Here is a 21,283-nt window from a genome sequence, read left to right on the forward strand (position 1 = left end):
ATTAAACTGTACTTTCTCAGGTGTACATGTTCTGATCCTGCAATCGAATCAGAACTTTGCCAAATCGACCACCCTGCCGGATTTCCACCTTGTCTGACGGATAAGTCCGCTCCAAATACTCGGCGACGATTTGCCGGTTCCGATCGTCCGCAGGCAGACCCAAAATTTTAAGCCAGTCCATAACTTCCATAAGCGCCGTTTCTCTGGATACCTCCCTGGTTTTCATCTCCCGGGTGATCAGCGACTCATAGGAGTAGCCTTTAAGATACAATAAATGCTGCAAATAAGCCATCTCCAGATGCTCGGCTTTCTGAGGCTGATCGGTGACCAAAGTCCAAATCTCGTTCACCAGACTGTGCTCTCTGGAGCCGGCAGCCAGACTGATATAGCAGAACCGACGCGCGCAGCTCAGCACCTTCTCCACACTCTCCCAATCGACGATAACCGGGCACATGGAGACAAATACCAAATCAAAGGCTTTCCCCCACCCCTTTGCTTCAATATTAATGTTTTCGAACGGCTCAGTCACCAGCTCAACGTTCCCGTTTGTTAATCCCGTCGCATTTTCTTTCAGGAGTTCGGCCAAAGGCAGACTAGGCTCTACGGAAGTAACACTTGCCCCTCTTTCTGCGAACGGCACTGTAAATCCGCCCGAGGCTGCACCAATGTCTAAAATGGAAGTATCTTTGAATGCCACACCCTGTCCTTCCAGCCAATTCATAATCCGTTTCGTTCTTTGTCTCCCTTCTTCGTTAAATGCCTCCTCGTTGAATGACTTTGCCCTATGGTCGAAGACATGTACCGCATCAATTCCGGCTTTTTTCATCTTATTGACTGCTGTTTGCGTATCTTCCTTCCAAGCTTTTTCCCAAACGGTTTCGTTAAACAGATCGTTCGACATGATACGTACCCCTTTCATTATTGTCCTTGCCGCTCCGCCAGCCGAAGCCCAAATGGTATGCCTTCTGGCAAAAAGAATCATGGATATTATATATCTATAATATATTTGATACTTTTGTTTGTCAACGGCTATACGCAAAGCAACGTTTGTTGAGTGAACAGCACATCAATGAAAACAAGCGATGGAATAGGTTCCATCGCCGAGCTATTGTCTTCGTTATTTCAATTGACAGTTTACAGGTAACCAACCGGTCAGCAGAGCGCCACCCTCCGATTGGTTGCCTGCGGCAAGTTCCCCTCCGTGACGCCTAATAATTCTTTGTGAAATCGTCAACCCTAACCCGCTGCCTCCGGTTGAACGATTCCTGGATTGTTCACCACGATATAAAGGTTCAAAAACCCGCTGCAGCTCTTCCGATGAGAAGCCCGGCCCGGTATCACGTATCGTAAACTTTACTTGGTCATGTTCTGTATAACATTGAACAACAATTTCGCCATAGGAGGGGGTATGCCTGACGGCATTATCCAAAAGGTTGTTGATGGAACGTTCCAATAAGTGCATGTCACCGCTAATGAAGCAGTCGTCTGTAGTATGGTTCGAGATCGAGATGTGCTTTTGCCGGGCTAGCGGACTTAGACTGTCGATCGACTTCTGGATGAGGTGTTTAAAATCAATCTTCTTGTGATGAAGCTTCATCTCCAAATAGTCCATCTTCGTAAATGTGAAAAGATCCTCTACCAGCCGGTCCAATTGCGCCGATTTTTCCTTACATACCGCCAAATATTTTGTTATTTTCTCCGGGGATTGGGCAATTCCTTGCTCCAGACCGTCCAAATAACCCCGCAAGGCGAACAACGGGGTCCGTAAATCGTGCGCGACAGCAGCGATCACGAATCGACGTTCTTCTTCCAATTCCGCTTGCTTCCGAAAAGATTGTTGAAGCCCCTTCACCATCACTTCGAACCCATCGCGCACTTCAGAGATTTCGGTGATCCTGGACCCAGGAAGCTTCACATCCCAATCTCCTGCGGCGATTTGTCTGGCTGCCAAGCTCATCCTTTCGAGGGGCTTAAGAAGGAACCTTCGCATTTCCACACCGATAATAAAGAAAGCGAGCAATATTCCGGCAATCACCGCGATCATCTGAACCGTATTGGACTTCGGCAGGTAGAGGACGATCTTTCCGAGTAAACGACCGTCCTCTATGATGGAAAACCGCTCGGTTGACGACATGGCGCCATCGCGCTCCGGATTAGACCGATAAATTTCCTGATCTGACGCAGATAGAATAGTCGCCTCCATCTTCGCTTGCCGCAATTGGATATCCAATTCGTTTTGCCAATTCGGATCTCTCCATTTGTCCGGGTTCGTTTCGATCAGGTGTGTGATCTCGGTCAAATTTTTTTGCAGAAGCTCATCTTGCGGTTGGTTTTTTGCGAAGCTGAGCGTCTTTGTCTCCATGAAGTGAGCCGTAACAAAGAAGATCCACGGCACTAGCGTTAGGAAGAAGAAGCACAGCATAGTAAACGTACGAATGCGAAGTGTTCTCATGTTATCCTCCCTCGAAGCGATACCCTACTCCCCATACGTTGACCAGATATTGCGGATGGTTCGGATCGGATTCGATTTTTTCGCGAAGTCGGCCGAGATGCACCCGAATCGTATGCTTATCACCGACCCCCTCCCAAAATTTTTCAAGTAATTGTTCATAGGTAAACACATGTCTGGGGTGTTCGACAAATAATCGCAGCAGCTCATATTCCTTCGGCGTGAGCGCTGCATTCTTCCCATCCACGGTCACTTCTCTTGCGGACAGATTTAGCTTGATGCGGCCAAAATCCAAGATCCTTTCGTCCCTTTGCTGCTGAGAACCGGAACGCCGCAATACCGCTTTTATCCTCGCTATGATCTCACCGGGTGAAGCGGATTTGACGATATAATCATCGCCGCCGAGCGTCAGCCCTCGAATCTTGTCCACATCGTCACTGCGTGCACTCAAGAAAAGGATCGGCACGTTGCTCTCCGCCCGAATCCGGCGACATAACTCAAATCCGTTTTGTCCCGGCATCATGATGTCAAGAACGATGCAATGAATGGAACTCTGTTGGAACACGGCCCACGCTTGAGCGGTATCACAAGCGGTTAGAACGTGAAAATTTTCGTACTCTAAAAAGTCCCTCAGCAGGTCGACGATACTTTGGTCATCGTCTACAACGAGTATCGTATTTGCTTCGCTCATGAATATCCCACCTTTGCATTCTAGTTTATCATTTTTTCCGCAAGAAACTAACGCAGTCACCTGATTTGTGATGAGTTGTTTATCGTTTTGTGACCTTTTTACAACTTCGTTTGAGATATTCGTTTGTTAACATGATTCTTGCGAGCACGGACGGTAAAACCCGCGGGTAATGACACGTCCCACGCAGAAACGGATAAAGGAGGAAGATTTCTTAATGTTGACGGTTCAAGTCGTGCTTTTTGATGGCTTCGACCTTCTGGATGCCATTGCCCCTTACGAGGTTTTTTGCGCCGCTGCCACGAATACGGACAACGCGTTAAGCGTAGAATTCGTCACCGCCGAAGGGCCGAGGACCGTAACCAGCGGCATCCATGGGGTAAAGCTTGAAGCAAGCGGCAGATTGAATCCGGAACGTGCGGGCATCATTCTCGTGCCCGGCGCCGCGGGTGACGTTGAAGGAAATGGCCCCGATTCCATTCCGGCTATTCTGGCCCGGGCCATGAATACGGAATTGACCGGTATGATCAGGCAAGCATTCGGGCAAAAAGACATCGTAATCGCCACGGTATGCGGCGGCTCCCTGCTGCTGGCCATGGGAGGGCTCTTGGAAGGCAGGCCGGCGGTAACCCATCATCTGGGCATGAGTGTACTTGAAGCAACCGGTGCCGTTCCCGTCTCGGCGCGCGTCGTGGACGATGGCAATCTGGTTAGCGGCGGCGGCGTCACTTCGGGACTCGATGTAGCGCTGTATCTGGTGGAACGTGAGCTTGGACCGCGTATTTCTCACGCCGTGGAACAGTTGTTCGAATTTGAACGGAGGGGGACGGTTTGGAGAGCAGCAGGAATGGCACCTGTCCGTCCAAAAACAAGGACAGACGACGAACCGAACATCGCGGCGGACAAAACGCCCATGGCTTATGGCACTCCGGATAACAAACTCACACAGGCATCCGTCTTCGAAGGGGATTGGGATACGACAATCGCTACGCCCGTTGGGAAATTGCAGGTTAAGCTCTCCATCTCAGCAAGGAATGGGATGATCCAAGGCAAGGCCACTCAAGGGAATGAGACGGTAGCATTGTTGAACCCTGTCCTTCTGGATAACAAGCTTACTTGGTCGCTGCAAATCACGAAACCGATGCGCTTGAATCTGAAATTCGAAGTTGTCGCCGACGGAGATCACATGACCGGATTCGCCAAGGCCGGCATGCTGCCGGCATCCAAATTAACAGGCCAGCGCGTTTCCTAGCCCGGAGGGGGTACGGATCACATGAAGAAGCGGAAACTACTATCCGGCCTTTTGGCCGGTGTCACGATTCTATTTATCCTTTACGCCTTGGTGAACAACTATATCGTCGATCCCGGAGCCGAAAGCTTTTTAAGCCATAAAACCGGACTCAAACGCGCGCTCAATCTCCCGGTTTGGTTAAACGTGATGTACGTTCATGTTGCATTTGCCTGCATCGCCATGGCGGCCGGGCTGCTCAACTTTTCGAACCGAATCTTGGAAAAAAGCCGCAAGTTCCATCGCATCAACGGGTACGTTTACTTGGTGTCCGTACTTCTTGTCGTGCTGACTTCCGGATACATGGCGCCTTACGCCACCGGAGGAAAAATAAGCAGCATGGCGTTCAATGTACTGAATGTGATATGGCTGTTTATCACGATTATGGCACTCGTCCAAATCAAAATGAAACGAATCATCCGACACCGGAACTGGATGATCCGAAGCTACGCTTTTTGTTTTACGAACATGTTCATTCATCTCATCACCTTCCTGTTTCATCAGGGCTTCGGTCTGGTTTACGCTACCAGCTATACCATTGGCGTTTATGGCTCCATTGTGCTGCTGCTGGTCATTCCTGACATCGTCATTAGAATGAACGGTACCTCCACAACCAACTAAATCGCTTAAGGCGCGAAAGGAATGGATAAAAATGAAAAAAATTTTGGGATGGCTCTTGTCGTTTGCCCTGGTGCTAAGTCTGTTTGCCCCTGCGGCAAGTGCGCAAACAAGCGAGAATAAGGATGCGTTCAAGGACAAAAGTGTGCATGTTCAAATCGTTTTATTCGATGGTTTCGATCTGATGGACGCTTTGGCGCCATATGAAGTATTCGCTGCCGCGGGAATGTACTCGGGAGGGGCTGTTACGCTGGAATTGGTATCCGCAGAAGGCAAACGTTCTGTCCCGAGCGGGATGAATGGGCCTTCTCTCGAAGCGCAAGCGGCATTAGATCCGAATCGTCCGGGAATTATTTTGGTGCCCGGAGCTGCGGGGAAACCGGCGGGAAATTCGGAAGATGCCATTCCGAATATATTAGGTCAGGCCATGAAGACAGGCTTACCGAATTTTCTGAAGCAAGCTATTGACAATAAGGAAGTTACTGTTGCTACCGTATGTGGAGGCTCATTGCTGCTTGCTATGAAAGGCTTGTTGAAAGATCGATATGCCGTTACGAACCATATGGGCATGGCTGCATTAAAAGCTGCCGGCGCAATTCCGGTTGATGCAAGAGTCGTTGAAGACGATCCCCGTCTCGTGAGCGGCGGAGGCGTGACTTCGGGACTTGATGTGGCCTTGTATTTGGTTGAGCGTGAGCTAGGGCCCCGAATCGCGAATGCCGTCGAAAAGTTATTCGAGTACGAGCGAAGAGGCACAGTGTGGAAAGCGGAAGGCGTTACGCCGATCGACTTTAGGACGAGTCAGGAAGCGTCTAAAATAGAACAACCGGCTGCGGCTTCCGAAAAGTAAGAAATCGAGGCAATCCTTTCCATTAGGAAATCCCCTCTAAGCAAACTGTAAGGGTTTATCCTTTACCGTCTACTTAGAGGGGATACGATTAGAGCATTGCGCTGGAGGCTCTGCTAACTTCAATCATCCGCTTAATCTGATCGGTCACCTTTCGGGAATACATCTGGTCAAACGTCTCAGCGGGAATCTCTTGCGCCAGCAGCGGTCTGAGCACATCCGCTTCAAATTTAGCCCAATCATCCCGATTGTAGATAAAGGTGCCGAACCCTTTTCCTGGAGTAAAGTACATATACTCTTGACTATAGTCGTCCATCTGGGACAAGCCGCAGATCTGACAATGAACCTCCAGCCAGTACAATTCTTTCTGCGTCAAACGCTCCTCGAACTCCCGGCGCACTCCCCATACATCACTGATTAGCGAAAACATCCCTTGAATTTCCATAGGAGGCACAAGCTCCGGATATATCCCGTGCACAAGGCCAGGAACCAGCATAAATTGACGAAGGGCATCCGGCAAGGCAAACCCTAATTCCTCTTCAGCCTTCGCAATCATGTCCTCCCTGAACGAAAGGGAGAGAATGGGCCCGAACTCCTTTTCCACTTGCGAGTTGAATTGGCTAAATGTTTCGTATGCCTTGTGGTACCGGGTCACTGCCTCCATAGCGGTTTCCTGTGCAGGTGCCTGTACATATTCTTGATCGACTTCATGGCTGTTTTTCGCAAATGACTGATACTCTGCCGAGTTGATCGCTTTAGCCAGTCGAGGCTCGTCTCTTAGATACGGTGACCCTATGGTCTGCATCCGCTGAAGAAAAGCAAAGGCCTTCGATCTCTCAGCAGAATCAAATTCACTCAGCTTCAGCAGCACAAGCGCTCGGGTGTCATAGAAATGTTCAAGTACCGCTTCGCCCTCGTTCGGTTCCACCGCTTGGAAGCAAGCCCTTACATGTTCCCAGGCTGTCAGACATTCTTCTTTGGATGCGGCGTGCTCCATTAGCTCCCGTGCGAGCATATTATGGCAAGCGCGCAGCGTTTGGCGGGGCTCCGGCCGGTAGTTGAACAACATCCTCGGGGAGATATAGGCAATCGCTTCACGGCAGGCTTCGAGCGCTTCTTCTACTCGACCCAATTGATACAGCGCATTCCGCTTGCAGTCGTAGATCCAGCTCATGTGCGTGACCTCCACATCCGTGGAATCTGAGGCGAGCTCCTCCATTTGGAACACCAAGTCGAGAACTTCCTCATGTTCCTCCGCATCCATATGAGCCTGCGCCTCTTTCACCAGCCTCTCAAACTGATCGAGATCGAAGGTCTTGTCATTTTCTTGGGTTTCTTCCTCGTTTGAATCGTATTCGTTCTCGTCATCCTCCTCATCGTATTCCAAATCCTCTCTGGTTCCTGCAGCAAGCCACAGCCGGTGGACAAAATCTCCGTCGCCATATTGAGTGAACCATTCCAGCACCAGATACTTGCCGTTCACTTCCCATACTTTGCTAAGGTTGTTATCACCCCAGCGCAGCATGATGGACGCACCGGGCAGCGGGTCGCCAAAAGAATCGGAAAGACGGTCAGCGATTACTGTAAAATACTGTTCGAACGCACTTCTTTCCCAGTCGGCGAGGAAATGATAATGCCCATAATGCTCCTCGCTCACATAGGTGCCGGCCAGGACCTCCATCGCGCCTCTTTTTTTATACTCGTCGATCTCATCTTCATCCTCTTCCGATAGATCGTACACATCCCGTTCATACCAGTCGTAGGGGTAAAAATCTCTAGGTTCCGCATTCAAGAGAGCTTGTGCGGCAGCCGTAATATCTCCCTCCCAATACTGGATATCCTCAAAATGCTGGGCAGGCTGCTTGCGCAAAAACGGGCTCTCCACTAAAAATGTATCCCGCTCTCCTTCGTTTTGCCAAGCAATTCTTCCCTCGGCATTGAAGAGTTGCAAGGAATGCTCCTGCGGATTCCCCGTCTCCTCTACCCGCAGTCTGCAAACATCCCTTCCGGCTGCGTCCACGTAGACGACTTCGCCCTTCCGGACAAGAAACGGAGCCATTCCCTTGCCGCCATAAAAGCCCATCACCCAGCCTTCATGATCCGTCAGTGGCTCCACATAAGGCATCTCCCGGAACTGGCCGTCCATCGTAAGGATCCCCCATTGCTCCTTGTGAAGAACGATACTCGCGCCACACTCATGAAAAGGATCGGCCCAAGCGTACTGTGCCGGAATCACCATCGTACCGGTACGGTCGAAGAAGCCGATACCTCCGCCATAAGGCACATCTTGTTTTGCCAGGCCGCACACCATTTGGTCCGAAATGGACGTTCCCTCGATGACCACGTCGCCCTTTGTATTGAGATAACCCTTTTTTATGTTCATCATATCGGAATAATCACTGAAAAAAGCGAGCCCCTCTTCGTTGAACTCTTCGATACATGAATAGGTCGGCTTCACGATCCATTCGCCTTGTGTATCGATCAATCCCCATAGTTTACCTTTCCTGGCAGGGGCTATGCCATCGCTTGTATACATGCGGATATCTGCAAATTGTGGGGCAATCGTCATTTCGCCTTTCGTATTGATCACCCCACAAGCGGAGCTCCCCTGCTTTTTCACGGCAGCCAGACCGATCGGCGAAAAGAAACCTGCCTCGTCAAACGGCCCTTCGATGACGACTTGTCCCATACTATCGATATAAGCATATCCATTGTGCAATCGAACCGCCGCCAAGCCTGCGTGAAATGGCAGCCCCTCCTCAAACTGGGGTTGGATTTTGATTTCCCCATTCAGGTCTACGTAGCCCCATAGCCCTTCTTTTTTGAATCTGGCCATGCCCTCCTCGCCAAAAATGCGCGCATCCTCCAAAGTCGGCTCGATCAACCAGCGGCCGTTTTGATCCAGATACCCCCATTTTTCGTTTAAGTCTTGGGCTGCGGTAATGTAACCTCCCTTACCATTTGAAGTAAAGTTATGTACTTTAAGCAAATTCGGCTCGCGAACAAGATTTCCGTTCACGTCAATCAGCGCATAACGTAGTCCGAGCGATTTTGCAAATGAAAAACGTACGACATAGGGCGGATGAACCACGTTGCTATTTTCCGTCATGATAGCTTCTCCTCTGTATTAAATAGTTTGGATAGCGTCTCAAAATATTGTACCACGACCTCGCGGAATTCCAGAGCAGCCCGCGAAATGTACCGGCTCCTGTGCCATAATAAAGCGATCTCCCGTACCAATTCGTGATCCTCTACCTGAAGATAGTGAATATCTTCCCGCGGATTCCTTGCCGTGCTTGGTATAAAGCCTATGCCAATCTCTGCTTCCACAAGAGCGCTTAGTCGAGCAGGCTCGTTCCCTTCATACACATATTTAGGCGCAAACCCAGCCGATTTGCATACGGAGTCCACTAAATCGCGAGTGAGGTACCCTCTCTTTACACCGACGAACCATTCGTCCTTAAGTTCCGTCAAGGATACGCTGCTTCGGTCTGCCAGCCGATGCCCCTTTGGAACAGCTACAAGAATGGGATCGTAATACACGATTTGACATTCAATGTCATCCCCTTGTATAGGAGGCGAGGACAAGCAGAAATCGACCTCCCCCCGATGGAGAAGCGTAACCATTTCCTGTGTGGTCAGCATTTGCACGTGAAACTGGATATGGGGATGCTTTTTCCGAAACTCTCGAAGAATATTGGGCAGCTTGCTTGCGTTGGTCACCGCCAATTCGATTGTGCCATGCTCCGGGCTGGACAAATCGCTAAGCTCCTGCTTCCCCTGTTCCAATTCAAATAAAGCCCTTTCCGCACGACGAAGGAATCTGCTTCCGAACTCATTCAATCGCAGCTTCCTCCCTGTTCGATCGAATAGAGGGACCCCCAGATCCTCCTCCAGACGTTGGATCGTTTTGCTTAGCGACGATTGAGTAACGTGCAGACTTCGTGCCGCTTCGGTCACATGCTCCAATCGAGCTACCGCAAGAAAATATTGCAGTTGAAGAAGCTCCATCTCCCCACCTCCATTCATTCCTTCATGTCAATGAAATCATAACATAAAATGCGTTGGAGTAAATACTCGATTTCAAGTACGATATCTTTAAAACACTTCGGGGGGACTCCAAAATGAATGCTCGCAGCAGGTGGTTGATGATTTCCGTTGGACTGGGGATACTATTGAACCCATTAAATTCTTCGATGGTTTCCGTTGCTATTCCCAGGCTGCAAAATGGATTCCAGCTTGACTTTACTGTTGTTTCCTGGGTTATTTTTACCTTCTATATTGCAAGTGCTGTGGCTCAACCTGTCATGGGAAGGGCCAGCGATTTATTCGGCCGCAGGAAAATATTTCTTACCGGGCTTGTTATAGCCTTCATTGCCTCATTATTAGCTCCACTATCGCCGAACTTTGGATGGCTCATCGTGTTCCGCATTGTGCAATCCATCGGGACAAGCATGATGATTTCCGTTGGAATGGCCATTGTGCGAATTCATATTACGGAGAAACAAGCGACTGCGGTGTCCGTTTTATCCATCTTCCAATCCGGGGCGGCAGCCATTGGCCCTTTTATTGGCGGGGTTTTGATTCATTGGTGGGATTGGCCCGGTATCTTTTTCGTTAATATTCCGTTCGTGGTGGCGAGCTTTCTATGGTCTTGGAGGATAATTCCTAAAGACGAGACGCCAACATCCGTTGAACGCAAAATGTCCTTTCGCAAATGGCTGAATTTGATTGATGCGCCAGGGATTCTGCTCTTCACTGTGGGGCTGATTGCCCTGCTTGTCGGAATACTGTCGGCAAAATCATCCGGACATGTTTCATCTGGGTATGTCATTACCGGGTTGATCGGCCTCGTTGTACTGGGAGCCTTCGTACGACATGAGCTAAAAACGGCTTCGCCCTTTATTCCCTTGCGCACATTCGCCAAATATCCTGCGGTGACGTGGGTCAATGTCCAATTCATGGTCGTTAACATACTTTTTTATGCTCTCTTTTTCGGGCTTCCGTCCTATTTGCAAATGGTACGTCATATCAGCGAATTCCATACTGGAATTCTCATGCTAACCTTGGGCTTGTGCTCGCTCGTTGCTTCTCCAATGGCAGGGCGATGGATCGATAAATCGGGGCCCAGGCCGGCGTTGCTCGTGTCCGCGATTCTCATGATATTCGGGTCCGTGTGGATCGTGACCTTGAATGAATTTTCACCGGTTATCAGCGTGTGTGTGGCGTTAGCGGCATTCGGCATTAGCAACGGATTGAACAATGTCGGTATGCAAGCAGCCTTGTTCAAAAGTGCCCCAAAAGAAATCATCGGTGTAGCATCCGGATTATTTAATACCTCAAGAAACCTGGGGGCCATTATCTCTTCATTATTGATAAGTATCGTCATGGGAGATCAGTTCAGCTTCGGGGGATTTCGCTTGCTGGGGGTTATCCTTACAGTAATTGCATTGTCCTTGGTATTCATGAGCTGGAGGCGCCGGGAGTCGGGGCAATTGGAAGAGCTTGAATTTCGTCAATGAACGCCTTGTAGGAATTAGATGCGCAGAATTTATAAAAGACCTTGGCACGCCGTTGTTATGCGGATGCGAAGGTCTTTTGCATGTTCTTATTCGTTAGGCATTTCGTTAAAAAAAGCTATATCCTCGATTGGCAGCCTCACCGTCGGATGACCGGGCTTCGCTGCCTTACCGATGGCGATCAGCATAACCGGAGCATACCGGTTTGATACGCCGAAGGCTTCCATGAACTTTTGTTTGTCGTAGCCAGCCATCGGTACCGTATCGTAGCCTTTGGCGCGGGCGACAAGCATGAGCTGCATCGATACTAGTCCGCCGTCGGTATAAACGATTTGGCGGACGGCCTCGGGTGGCATGCTCGAATACATGCCGGTATAGCGCTCAACAAACGATTTTGCCGTATCCGCAGGCATGAAGCCCGCATCGACAGCCTGGCCGTAAATCTTCTCGGCTATCCGGATGTTCTCGAGGTCCCCAAGAACGGCGATGACAGCCGAGGCCTCGACCACTTGCTGTTGATTGAATGCGATCGGAAGCAGCTTCTGCTTCAGCTCCGGCGAGTCGATAACGAGAAACCGCCACGGCTGCAGGTTAGCGGCCGAGGGAGCCAGCGTGGCTTGCTGCAAGATTTCACTCAATTCCTCCCGCGAAATCTTGACCTCGGGATCATAGCTGCGAACCGACCGGCGTTCTCGAATAACATCAAAAAAAGATTGTTGCTCCATCGTTTGCGACGGTTGTGAAACGGACATGCTTCTCTCCTCCTCTTGAGAAAATCGATATTTAGCATTCTGCTTTAAAACAACATTAGTTGTTTGTGCAACACGTGTTGTATTCATATGTTATAATAAGAACTGAATGGCACGCAATCATCAATATCAATGAAACGTTGTATAAACAACACCATCTCTATAATGTCGTTTTAGTTAGGAGGTCTCCAGCCCACATGACAATTAAAAAGAATGAAGCTGATCCTCGCGTGATACGTACACGGCGACTCCTTCAGGACGCTTTCACTTCATTACTTCAAGAAAAAGATTTCGAATCGATAACCGTTAGGGATATTACAGAGAGGGCTACGGTGAACAGAGCGACCTTCTATGCGCATTTTGCAGATAAATTCGAAATTCTGGAGTCCAAATTAACGGAATCTTTTATGGCCATCATAAATCGTAGAATAAGCGGTCACGAAATATTAAATGAAGAAACAATTCAGAGTATTTTTCTGGCTGTATGCGATTTTCACGAGAATTTAAGCGCCATGTGCAAAAGAAGCTATAAACCGCTTGGACCTGTATTCGAAATTCAAATAAAGGAAAAAATTCAAGCGATACTTCTTTCCTTTGTAGACAAAGACAAGATGCTTTCGAGTCCAAACGCGCAATTAATCAATACAGCTTCCATCATGTTAAGTTGGGGGATGTACGGGGCCGCTTACGTTTGGAACAAAGAGGGGCGTCTACTACCTGCAGAATCATTCGTTAAACAGACTATGCCTTTAGTGATGAACGGCGCCAAAGAACTGCTGGGCTAGGAAGCGTGGAATTTCTGCACATTACAGCTCTGATTGGGAACAATCCCTTCCATACGAAAAAACGCAGCCTTTTCGGCTGCGTTACATTTTTTCATAATGAATGATGTCCACTAATTGAATAAAAATAAAACAGACCATATTGGCCAACTGCAAGCTCCTTGAACATTCGTTACTCCATTATTCGTTACTCCATTACCAATGCTTGACGTCAATCGAGCCCATTCCTGCCACAGCCGTTATTTCCGACCCGGAAGATGTCGTTATCCGTTTCGTTCGGGGCAAAACCCCTTCATCGTGAGCGGCGAATTCGACAGCGGGCAAGAGCAAGTCGATTCCGCCGAATCCGCAGTGCACGTGAATACGATTCGGGCCGGCCAGCTCGGTCCATCCCAGCGTAGCGCTTCCTACGTTCAGCCGGAGTTCCGCCTCTCCTTGCAATTCGTTCAACGAAACATCTCCTGTTTGCAGCTTGATCCGCACCTTGGAAGAGTGCGTAATCCCGGACACTTCGCCGAATGTCCCCCGGATGTCAATGTCGCCCCGGCCTCCGTCCAAGATCACGACACCCGCCGTGAATTTCGCCAGAACCTTCGTTTCCGGAGGGACATGAACTTCAATGAGAATTTTTTGCTTTTGTCCGTTTTTAAGGTAAGAGACAAAGTTGCTTCCCTCATACCGCAGTGCGCCGCCGGAGCAGAACAACCGTTGGGGCAGCAGATGGGATTCGCCGGCGGCCACAACTCTAATCTCATCCTCCGCATCAAAACAAATCAGCATGTTACCCAGCGTATGCACATCGATGCGAAATTCCCGGATCCCCTCGGCGGGAAACCGCTGATCGATTTGGGCGTTCCTGATCGCTCCTTTCGGAAACGTTGACAGGGATTTAGGCGTTCTTAAGGCCATGGTACCTCACTCCTTTATAGGAAGGGATCCACGAAAACACAGGATTCCTTTATATGTAATTTATACCAAAACATATCGATCGAAACAATGAGCAAACCGCCCCGTAAAGCAGCACGCCCTACGGAACGGCGGCACAGCTCCCACTAGCTGAACGAAAGCTCCAATTCCTCGGCGATCGTCTGCTGAAGGTCCAAGATGTTCTTAATATGCTCTTCCGTCGTTAACGGATTGGCTAGGATGACCCGTAATACGACGATGGATTCCGGCAGCCCTTCGATACCGGACAGCGTAGTGCGGGAGACGAAGGACTCCCCTTGCCGTCCCTGCACTTCCTGAAGACGCTCATTGAACCGGTTAATCCGGTTGTGCTCCTCGGGGGTCAGCGTGCCGTTCCGTACCGCTTCACGCAGCGCCGCGGGAATGTAACGATAGGTTAAAATATTGATTTCCGGTTCCCCGATCAGCTCGAAGGCGTGATGCCCGGCAAGCAGATCGGCCATCCAACGGGTTTTGCGAATGCCTTCATCGAGCAAATAGCCGTAGCCTTCCCGGCCCAGCAAATGAAGTCCTGCATGCAGAAACACCGACATCGCCGGACGGGACCCCTCCAGAGATCGCCGTCCCAAATCGGCGGAGCCCCCGCGGATGATGTACTGCGCTTTTTTCTCGATCAGTGCCGCGGCTAACGGATCCTTCAGCAGGAGCAGACCCGTGCCCATCGGCAAATACATCTGCTTGTGCCCGTCGATGGTGACGGTGTCCGCCCATTCGATCCCCCGGAGCTTATGAGCGTGGGCGTCCGACAGCAGCAGCGGACCTCCCCAAGCGGCGTCCACATGAAAATGAATACGTTCCGCGCGGGCCATTCGTGCTAATTCTTGCAGCGGATCGATGGCTCCGCTTTCCGTTGTGCCGGCGATGCCGACGATGGCGAGGACCCGATCCCCCCGTTCGCGGCAAGCGGCGATCTCCTTCGCCAGCTTCGACAGATCGATCCGGCCGCGGGAGTCGCAGCCGATCCGAATCACGCCATCGCTCCCCAAGCCGAGAATATCCGCGGCCTTATCGATCGAGTAATGCATCAAGGACGAGCCTAGGATGACGCCCCGCCGGTAGCCGTTCTTGTGCAGCGCCAGCGCGTACCCGTCCCGCTTCACGTCCGTTTCCGGCGAAAGCAGTGCCGCATTGCGCGCGATCCACAGGGCGGTGAGGTTCGAAACCGTCCCGCCCGAAGTCATCATGCCCAGCGTGCTTTCGGGATGTTGCCCGTGCTCGGCATAAAAGGATTCATTGCAGCCATAGACCTGATGATGCATGAACGCAAGCGCTTGCCGCTCGAGTACGGTGAACGACTTGGACGTTTCCACTTTGACCACGTTTTGGTTTAAAGCCGTGAGCAGTCGGCTCAGCGGCCTGAAAAACATCGGCAGCGCCGAGGTCATATGGCCGATAAAATTGGGGGATGACGTATTGATGGAATGTGGCACGACCTCACGAATCAAGCGGCTCATATACGCTTCGGGATGTAGCACGCTCCCGGGAACGGCTTCTTCCTGTCGAAGCAGAGACAGCCGCTCCAATGCCGTATCCGTCGTGACACGCGGTGCCCCATATAACCCTTCAATCACTTCCGTGATGTATCGGTCCAGTCTCTCCTCCACGGCATGCTGATCCGCGGACGGCTCGAACGCCAAGCGAAGATACTCCCTAATTTCGAGAAGCGGCTGGATATACAATGGTTCCATAGCTTTCCTCACGCTCCCTGATGGCCTGTCTTTCCGCTGCTAGGCTGCGGCAGGAACCCGGTTTGGACAAAATAAGTAAGGTAGGTGCTCATCAAGGATCGGTCCAGCTTCGGACACGTTACGCCGCTTCCCTTCAAGCCCTGATGAAGATGGGTGCAATCGTAGACAACCTGGAATTCCGACATGCCGTCCCCCCAGTCGCCTTCGAGGAGCGGCAGAACCGCCTTCGCCGCCTGATCTCCAGACTCGGCCGCCGCCTGTAAGATCCGTTCGTGCCAAATCCCGTAAGGTACCGTCCGGAGAGCATACCCGTAGTCGGCCAAGCTTTCGATCACCTCGCTCCACGTGGTCCGCGTCGGATTTACGAGATGGTACGCGCGGCCGTCTGGCATCTCCGCCCCCGATAGATGGACAATCGCCCGAGCCGCGAAATCCGCGGGCACGATCTCCAGCTCCGCTTCCATAGCGGGAATGAGGCCCAACTGCAGCGAGGCTTTGATGATCAGCCACATAAAATCGCTCGATTGGCAGCGGCCCGTTACGCTGTCTCCCCAAATACGGCCCGGTCGGTAAATGAGCGCGGGCAGTCCCGAGCAAGCGGCTTCCAGCACCATCCGCTCCGCAACCCATTTGCTCTGGGTATAGCCAAGCCTAAGGTCTTCGGGATGCTGCGGCAGGTCCTTCTCCAACAAAACGCCGTCCTTGATATCGCGTCCCGAGAACACGTGCGTGGTCGAGACGAAGTGTAACGTTTTGAAACGTCCGGTATTCGCCAGCCGGATCATTTCCCGGGTTCCCAGAACATTCGCTGCCTTGTGCTCGACATAAGGCGCGATAAAATGCACCATGCTGCCGTTATGATAAAGGGCGTCCATCTGCCCGGCCAGCCGCTCGAAGGCCGCTTCGGACAACCCCAGCCTCTCCTGCCCGAGATCGCCGGGAATGACCCTAACACGCTCCGAGACTGCTTCGTCGCGAATCCCGTATTTGGCAAGATTGGGTTGCAGCCGCCGCATGGCCTCCTCTTCGTTGCGCCCGCGGACAAGGCAGAAAATATCGGCCGCCGTGCTTCGCAGCAACTCGCGCAGCAGGAAGGCTCCAAGGAAGCCCGTGGCTCCCGTCAGCAAAATGTTTTGCACAGGTCTGCTCGCTTGACCGGCCGTTCCCGGATCACGAATGTCAAATGGAAGGCTGCTCTCGCTCCATAAATCAAGCCGCGAAGCGACAAGCTCTCCCTGACCGCTTTGGATAGCTTCGACGGCGGCGCTCATCCACTCGATGGTTGGCGTCTCAAACAGCACACGCAGCGGAATTTCGATGCTGAGTTCGTCGCGCAGCTTGAAAATAAGCTGGGTGGCGAGCAAAGAGTGGCCTCCCAGCTCGAAGAAGCTGTCCAGGACGCCGATTTGCGGGATACCCAGCACGCTGCTCCAAAGCTCGGCAAGCCGCCGCTCGAGCAGAGTACGGGGTTCGACATACGGATTTTCCAGCTCCGGACGTTCGCGGCCCGGGGCCGGCAGCGCCGCCCTGTCGATTTTGCCGTTGGAAGTAAGTGGGAACGTACGTACGGTAACGCAGGCGGACGGAATGAAATAATCCGGGAGACGCTCCTTCAGCAGGCTGCGCAGCTCCGGACTTAGTCCGCCGGGTGCTGCAAGCTTCACCGGCCGGTTGGCGTATGCGCCCCATTCTTCGCTTCCTTTCGATTTTCCGCTTCCCGTCTGGACGATTCGTTTGTCCGGTGACAAGTCCCGACGGGTACAGATTACATCGAAGCGGTCTTCCCGGCCGGGGCCCGCCCAATGGATCGCGATATCGTAAGGAAGGGAACGCTCCAGCTCGACAAAGGCCATGGGATCAACGGCGTCCTCCCCCACCTCTTCCAGAAAGCCCCGCAGCCTGGCGTTGGGGACGCCGCGGATCGCAACGGCTTCCGCGTCCTGTCCGGCCAGCTTTTGCAGCGCGCTCTCCGCGTCCCGAACGGAGGTCCAAGGAAGCAGTAGCGGTTCAACCGTCCGCTGCTCCGAGGCGCTCACGCGCAGCAGGACATCGTAGCGGAACCGTGTCAATTCGTTGCAGCGGCTTCCGCGCTTCCACTGAATTTCCGCATGGGCAAACTGCGGCTTGCTTTCGGCCAGCTTTACAAAAAGCTGCGGATCGAGAAGCAGCTCATGCTCGCGTTCCATCCGCTCCTTCACCCGGGAGCTTCGTTCCTCCGGCGTGAGCGCCCGTCTCGCCTTGAACTGCTCCACCGAACCATAAAATGCTTCCTGCAGCGGCAAGCTCCGCACATCCCCGATAAATACGGTGCCTCCGGGACGAACGGCCCGCACGGCGGCATTGAGCACTTCCAGAAAATACTCCACGCTCGGGAAATATTGGATGACCGAGTTAAGTATGACCAGATCATAAGAGCCCGGTTCTATTCCCTCCGTATGATGGGCCGGCTGCTGCCGGAGGCTCACCTGCGGCAGCTTCTCCGTCAGCGTTTCCAGCCGCCGGATCGCCGTTAACGAAATGTCGGTTCCCATGTAATGCTCGCACGCCGGTGCCACCCGGAAAAGCAGCAGCCCCGTCCCGCAGCCCAGTTCCAGCACGCGCTTCGGCTTCGCGTCGAGCAAATGCTTTACCGTCGCGCCCACCCACTCCCGCATGTCCTCCGCAGGAAGAGGCCGGCCGTCGTACAGGCTGTTCCACCCGGCGATATTGAAATCGGCGGCTTCCGCATCCGCTCCGTTTTCGTAAGTTTGATCGAATACATGCTCCCATTGCTTCGTTATTTCCACATCGTGGCCATCCGCTTCCTTCTCGATGAGATAGGCCACCAGCTGCGGATGGCCCATGGCATCCTGCTTTACGGCCACCACGGCATCGCGGACGGCAGCATGCTGCTTCAGCGCCGCTTCGATTTCTCCCAATTCGATGCGAAAACCGCGGATTTTAACCTGATGATCGTTGCGTCCGAGGAACTCCAGCTCTCCTGACGGCAAGAACCTTGCTTCATCGCCGGTTTTGTAGAGAGTGGCGTCCGAGACGCCGGAGAACGGGTCCGGGACGAACCGCTCGGCCGTCAGCTCCGGACGATTCAGATACCCCCGCGAAACGCCGGCTCCTCCCACATACATCTCGCCGGCAATACCGATTGGTACCGGCTCGAGGTTGCGGTCCAGCAGGTACAGGCTCAGATCGGGGATGGGAATCCCGATAGGGCTGCTTCGCACTTCGAGATCGGTCAGGGTCAGCGGTCTGTAGGTAACATGCACCGTAGTTTCGGTAATGCCGTACATGTTGACCAGTTGGGGCCGGGCATCGCCATGCCGGTCAAACCAGCCTTTGAGCGTATGCATCTCCAACGCTTCCCCGCCGAATACAACATACCGAAGGGCTTCGAGCATTTTGGTCGGCTGCCTCTCCTCGTGCTGCGCCAGCTGGCGAAAAGCCGAAGGAGTCTGACAAAGGACGGTCACCCCTTCCGAATGCAGAAGCGCATGGAAGCTTTCCGGCGAACGGCTGACCAGGTAAGGAACGACGACAAGCTTGCCTCCATAGAATAAAGCGCCCCATATTTCCCACACCGAAAAATCAAAAGCGTGCGAGTGAAAAAGCGTCCATACGTCGCTCCGGTCAAACCCGAACCAGGCATGCGTCTCATCGAACAAGCGGACGACGTTCCGGTGCTCCACAAGCACGCCTTTCGGCTGGCCGGTCGAACCGGAGGTGTAGATCACATAGGCCAATTGTGCGGGATCGGTCCCGAGCTCAAGCGGGGCCTGGCTCTCCGCATCCGCGTCGAAATCATCCACAGCAATGGTCGGCGCATCGAGATCGGGCAGCGTATCGAGAAGCGAAGCCTGCGTCAGCATCAAGGAAAGCCCGGCATCGCCGGCGATATAAGCGATCCGCTGCTTCGGATAGGCAGGATCGAGCGGTACGTAGGCGCCGCCCGCTTTGAGCACAGCGAGAATCGCAACGACAAGCTCAAGCGAACGCTCCAGATAGATGCCGACCCGGACTTCCGCCTCGACACCCAGCCGTCTAAGCCGGCGTGCCAGAGCGTTGGCCCTTCCATCCAGCTCGGCGTAGGTCAGCGACCTGCCTTCGTACGTAACGGCAACAGCCTTGGGAGTCAGAGCGGCCGCCTGTTCGAAGCGTTCGTGAATGCAGCTTGTGACGGGCTGCGGCGATTTGGCCGCGGCTCCCCACGTCAGCACCCGCCGACGCTCCTCCTCCGGCAATAGGGCCAGACGCTTCACCGGCAACCGGGCATTGGAAAGAATGCTGTCCGTCAACACCTGAAAGTGCGATGTCATGCGGACGACGGTTTCTGCGTCAAACAGCTCTGTCGAGTACTCGAAGAACCCGATCAGCTTGCCCTCGCTTTCCGTAAGCGAGAGCAGCAGGTCGAACGGCGCCATCCCGTTGTGTACGGTAATGGGGGCCAGCTCCAGTCCGTTCAGCTGCGTCTTCGGAAACGGCGTGTTCTGAAAGACGAAGCCCGTCTGAAAGAACGGCGACGAAACGCTCAGATCGCGGTCGGGTTGAAGAGCCTCCACCAAACGCTCAAACGGCACATCCTGCCGATCGTACGCTTCCAGCGCCACACGCTTCACCTGGCGGAGAACCGCCGGAAAATCGTCGTCCTCGCCAAGCTGCGAGCGCATGACAAGCGTATTGACGAAGAAGCCAATCAAGCCTTCAATCTGCGCCTGATTCCGATTGGCAATCGGACAGCCTACCGAAATGTCCGGCGATTGGCCGTACCGATAAAGCAGCACCTTCAACACGGACAGCAGCGCCATATAGAGGGTAGCCCCTTCGTTCTGGGCAAGGTGGCGCAAGCCCTCCGTCTGCGCTTCGGACAATTCAAAGTAATGTCGTTCCCCCCGATAAGTCGGTACCGCCGAACGCGTTCGATCGTACGGCAGAGCCCCATCGGACCGCAGGCCGGCAAGCTGACGCCTCCAATAAGCCAACTGTTCCTCGTATTCTCCCGCCTCCATTCGCTTCCGCTGCCACTCCGAGAAATCCCCGTACTGAATCGGCAGTTCCGGCAGTGGCGAAGGCTGACCCTGGGAATAAGCTTCATAGAGCAAAGCGAACTCCCGCTGGAAAACCCCCAGTGACCAGCCGTCGGAAATAATATGGTGCATGCAAATCACGAGAAGGTGATCGTTCTCCCACAAACGGATCAGCCGGGCGCGCAGAAGCCTCGAACAAGTCAAGTCGAATGGCGTCCTCGCCTCCTCCGAGAGCAGGCGGGCGGCTTCCGCCTCCCGCTCCGCTTCCGGAAGGCGGCTCAAATCCTCGACCGGCAGTTCGCAGGCTCCAAGCTCTTCGATTTCCTGGTAAGGGATGGCTTCCCGAACCGTAAATCGGGTGCGAAACACCTCATGACGTCGAATGATCTCGCTGAGCGCCAGCTTGAGCGCGTCCGTGTTCAATTCGCCGCTTAAACGCACGGCTCCCGGAATGTTATAGACCGGCGTCCCCGGAACCAACTGCTCCAAAAACCATATTCGCCGCTGAGCAAACGACAGCGGAAGCGGCCCCCGCCGCTCGCGCGGGCCCATCTTCCCCGCCGTGGCGCTTCCCTTTTTCCACTTTTCGAGCAGGGCCCGTTTGGCATCGGATAAATTGCCGCCAGACGGCGACGCGCTTTCATTGGACACCTTCTGTCACCCTTTCTCTT

General features: G+C 52.9%; 14 protein-coding genes. 5 read left to right on the forward strand and 9 right to left on the reverse strand.

Annotation, left to right across the window (positions count from 1 at the left end):
* Positions 1 to 16: 16 nt before the first annotated feature.
* The 3 genes from PEL01S_RS03645 to PEL01S_RS03655 form a co-directional block, all read right to left on the reverse strand.
* Complete coding sequence (locus PEL01S_RS03645) at positions 17 to 901, reverse strand: class I SAM-dependent methyltransferase (protein ID WP_127459311.1); 885 nt, start codon at positions 899 to 901, stop codon at positions 17 to 19.
* Positions 902 to 1,117: 216 nt separating this feature from the next.
* Complete coding sequence (locus PEL01S_RS03650; protein WP_127459312.1) at positions 1,118 to 2,452, reverse strand: sensor histidine kinase; 1,335 nt, start codon at positions 2,450 to 2,452, stop codon at positions 1,118 to 1,120.
* A gap of 1 nt (position 2,453) precedes the next feature.
* Positions 2,454 to 3,140: a response regulator transcription factor gene (locus PEL01S_RS03655; RefSeq protein WP_127459313.1), complete on the reverse strand. Its 687-nt coding sequence runs from the start codon at positions 3,138 to 3,140 to the stop codon at positions 2,454 to 2,456.
* 214 nt (positions 3,141 to 3,354) lie between these two features.
* On the opposite strand from PEL01S_RS03655, the gene PEL01S_RS03660 reads away from it, so the two are divergent.
* The 3 genes from PEL01S_RS03660 to PEL01S_RS03670 are packed head-to-tail and all read left to right on the forward strand — an operon-like array spanning position 3,355 to position 5,893.
* Positions 3,355 to 4,389 carry a DJ-1/PfpI family protein gene (locus tag PEL01S_RS03660; RefSeq protein ID WP_127459314.1) on the forward strand — a complete coding sequence of 345 codons (1,035 nt, stop codon included), beginning with the start codon at positions 3,355 to 3,357 and terminating at the stop codon, positions 4,387 to 4,389.
* Positions 4,390 to 4,410: 21 nt separating this feature from the next.
* Entirely contained in the window at positions 4,411 to 5,046 is a 636-nt protein-coding gene (locus PEL01S_RS03665) for a DUF2306 domain-containing protein (protein ID WP_127459315.1), read from the forward strand.
* Positions 5,047 to 5,077: 31 nt separating this feature from the next.
* On the forward strand, positions 5,078 to 5,893 hold the full coding sequence (locus PEL01S_RS03670) for a DJ-1/PfpI family protein (protein ID WP_127459316.1): 816 nt from the start codon (positions 5,078 to 5,080) through the stop codon (positions 5,891 to 5,893).
* 88 nt (positions 5,894 to 5,981) lie between these two features.
* Here PEL01S_RS03670 and PEL01S_RS03675 read toward each other — a convergent pair whose 3' ends face one another.
* Positions 5,982 to 8,999, reverse strand: coding sequence for a WG repeat-containing protein (locus PEL01S_RS03675; protein WP_127459317.1), 3,018 nt, complete (start codon positions 8,997 to 8,999; stop codon positions 5,982 to 5,984).
* Positions 8,996 to 9,901 (reverse strand): LysR family transcriptional regulator, encoded by a 906-nt coding sequence (locus PEL01S_RS03680; protein WP_127459318.1) that lies wholly within the window; start codon positions 9,899 to 9,901, stop codon positions 8,996 to 8,998. The genes PEL01S_RS03675 and PEL01S_RS03680 overlap by 4 nt, the downstream gene beginning before the upstream one ends.
* A 113-nt stretch (positions 9,902 to 10,014) precedes the next feature.
* Between PEL01S_RS03680 and PEL01S_RS03685 the strand changes: the two genes are divergently transcribed.
* A complete protein-coding gene (locus PEL01S_RS03685) occupies positions 10,015 to 11,412 on the forward strand; it encodes an MFS transporter (protein ID WP_127459319.1) in 1,398 nt (465 codons plus the stop codon).
* A gap of 86 nt (positions 11,413 to 11,498) precedes the next feature.
* Here the strand turns inward: PEL01S_RS03685 and PEL01S_RS03690 are convergent, their stop codons facing one another.
* Entirely contained in the window at positions 11,499 to 12,161 is a 663-nt protein-coding gene (locus PEL01S_RS03690) for a nitroreductase family protein (protein ID WP_127459320.1), read from the reverse strand.
* 194 nt (positions 12,162 to 12,355) lie between these two features.
* On the opposite strand from PEL01S_RS03690, the gene PEL01S_RS03695 reads away from it, so the two are divergent.
* Positions 12,356 to 12,943, forward strand: a complete 588-nt coding sequence (locus PEL01S_RS03695) for a TetR/AcrR family transcriptional regulator (RefSeq protein ID WP_063183504.1) — start codon at positions 12,356 to 12,358, stop codon at positions 12,941 to 12,943.
* A 192-nt stretch (positions 12,944 to 13,135) separates the two neighbouring features.
* Here PEL01S_RS03695 and PEL01S_RS03700 read toward each other — a convergent pair whose 3' ends face one another.
* From PEL01S_RS03700 to PEL01S_RS03710, 3 genes are all read right to left on the reverse strand, one after another.
* A complete protein-coding gene (locus PEL01S_RS03700) occupies positions 13,136 to 13,849 on the reverse strand; it encodes a DUF4097 family beta strand repeat-containing protein (protein ID WP_127459321.1) in 714 nt (237 codons plus the stop codon).
* Positions 13,850 to 13,992: 143 nt separating this feature from the next.
* A complete protein-coding gene (locus PEL01S_RS03705; protein ID WP_127459322.1) occupies positions 13,993 to 15,594 on the reverse strand; it encodes an aminotransferase class V-fold PLP-dependent enzyme in 1,602 nt (533 codons plus the stop codon).
* A gap of 8 nt (positions 15,595 to 15,602) precedes the next feature.
* Positions 15,603 to 21,263, reverse strand: a complete 5,661-nt coding sequence (locus PEL01S_RS03710) for a non-ribosomal peptide synthetase (RefSeq protein ID WP_127459323.1) — start codon at positions 21,261 to 21,263, stop codon at positions 15,603 to 15,605.
* Positions 21,264 to 21,283: the final 20 nt, after the last annotated feature.

This window comes from Paenibacillus elgii NBRC 100335, assembly GCF_004000865.1.
GTDB classification, from domain to species: domain Bacteria; phylum Bacillota; class Bacilli; order Paenibacillales; family NBRC-103111; genus Paenibacillus_G; species Paenibacillus_G elgii.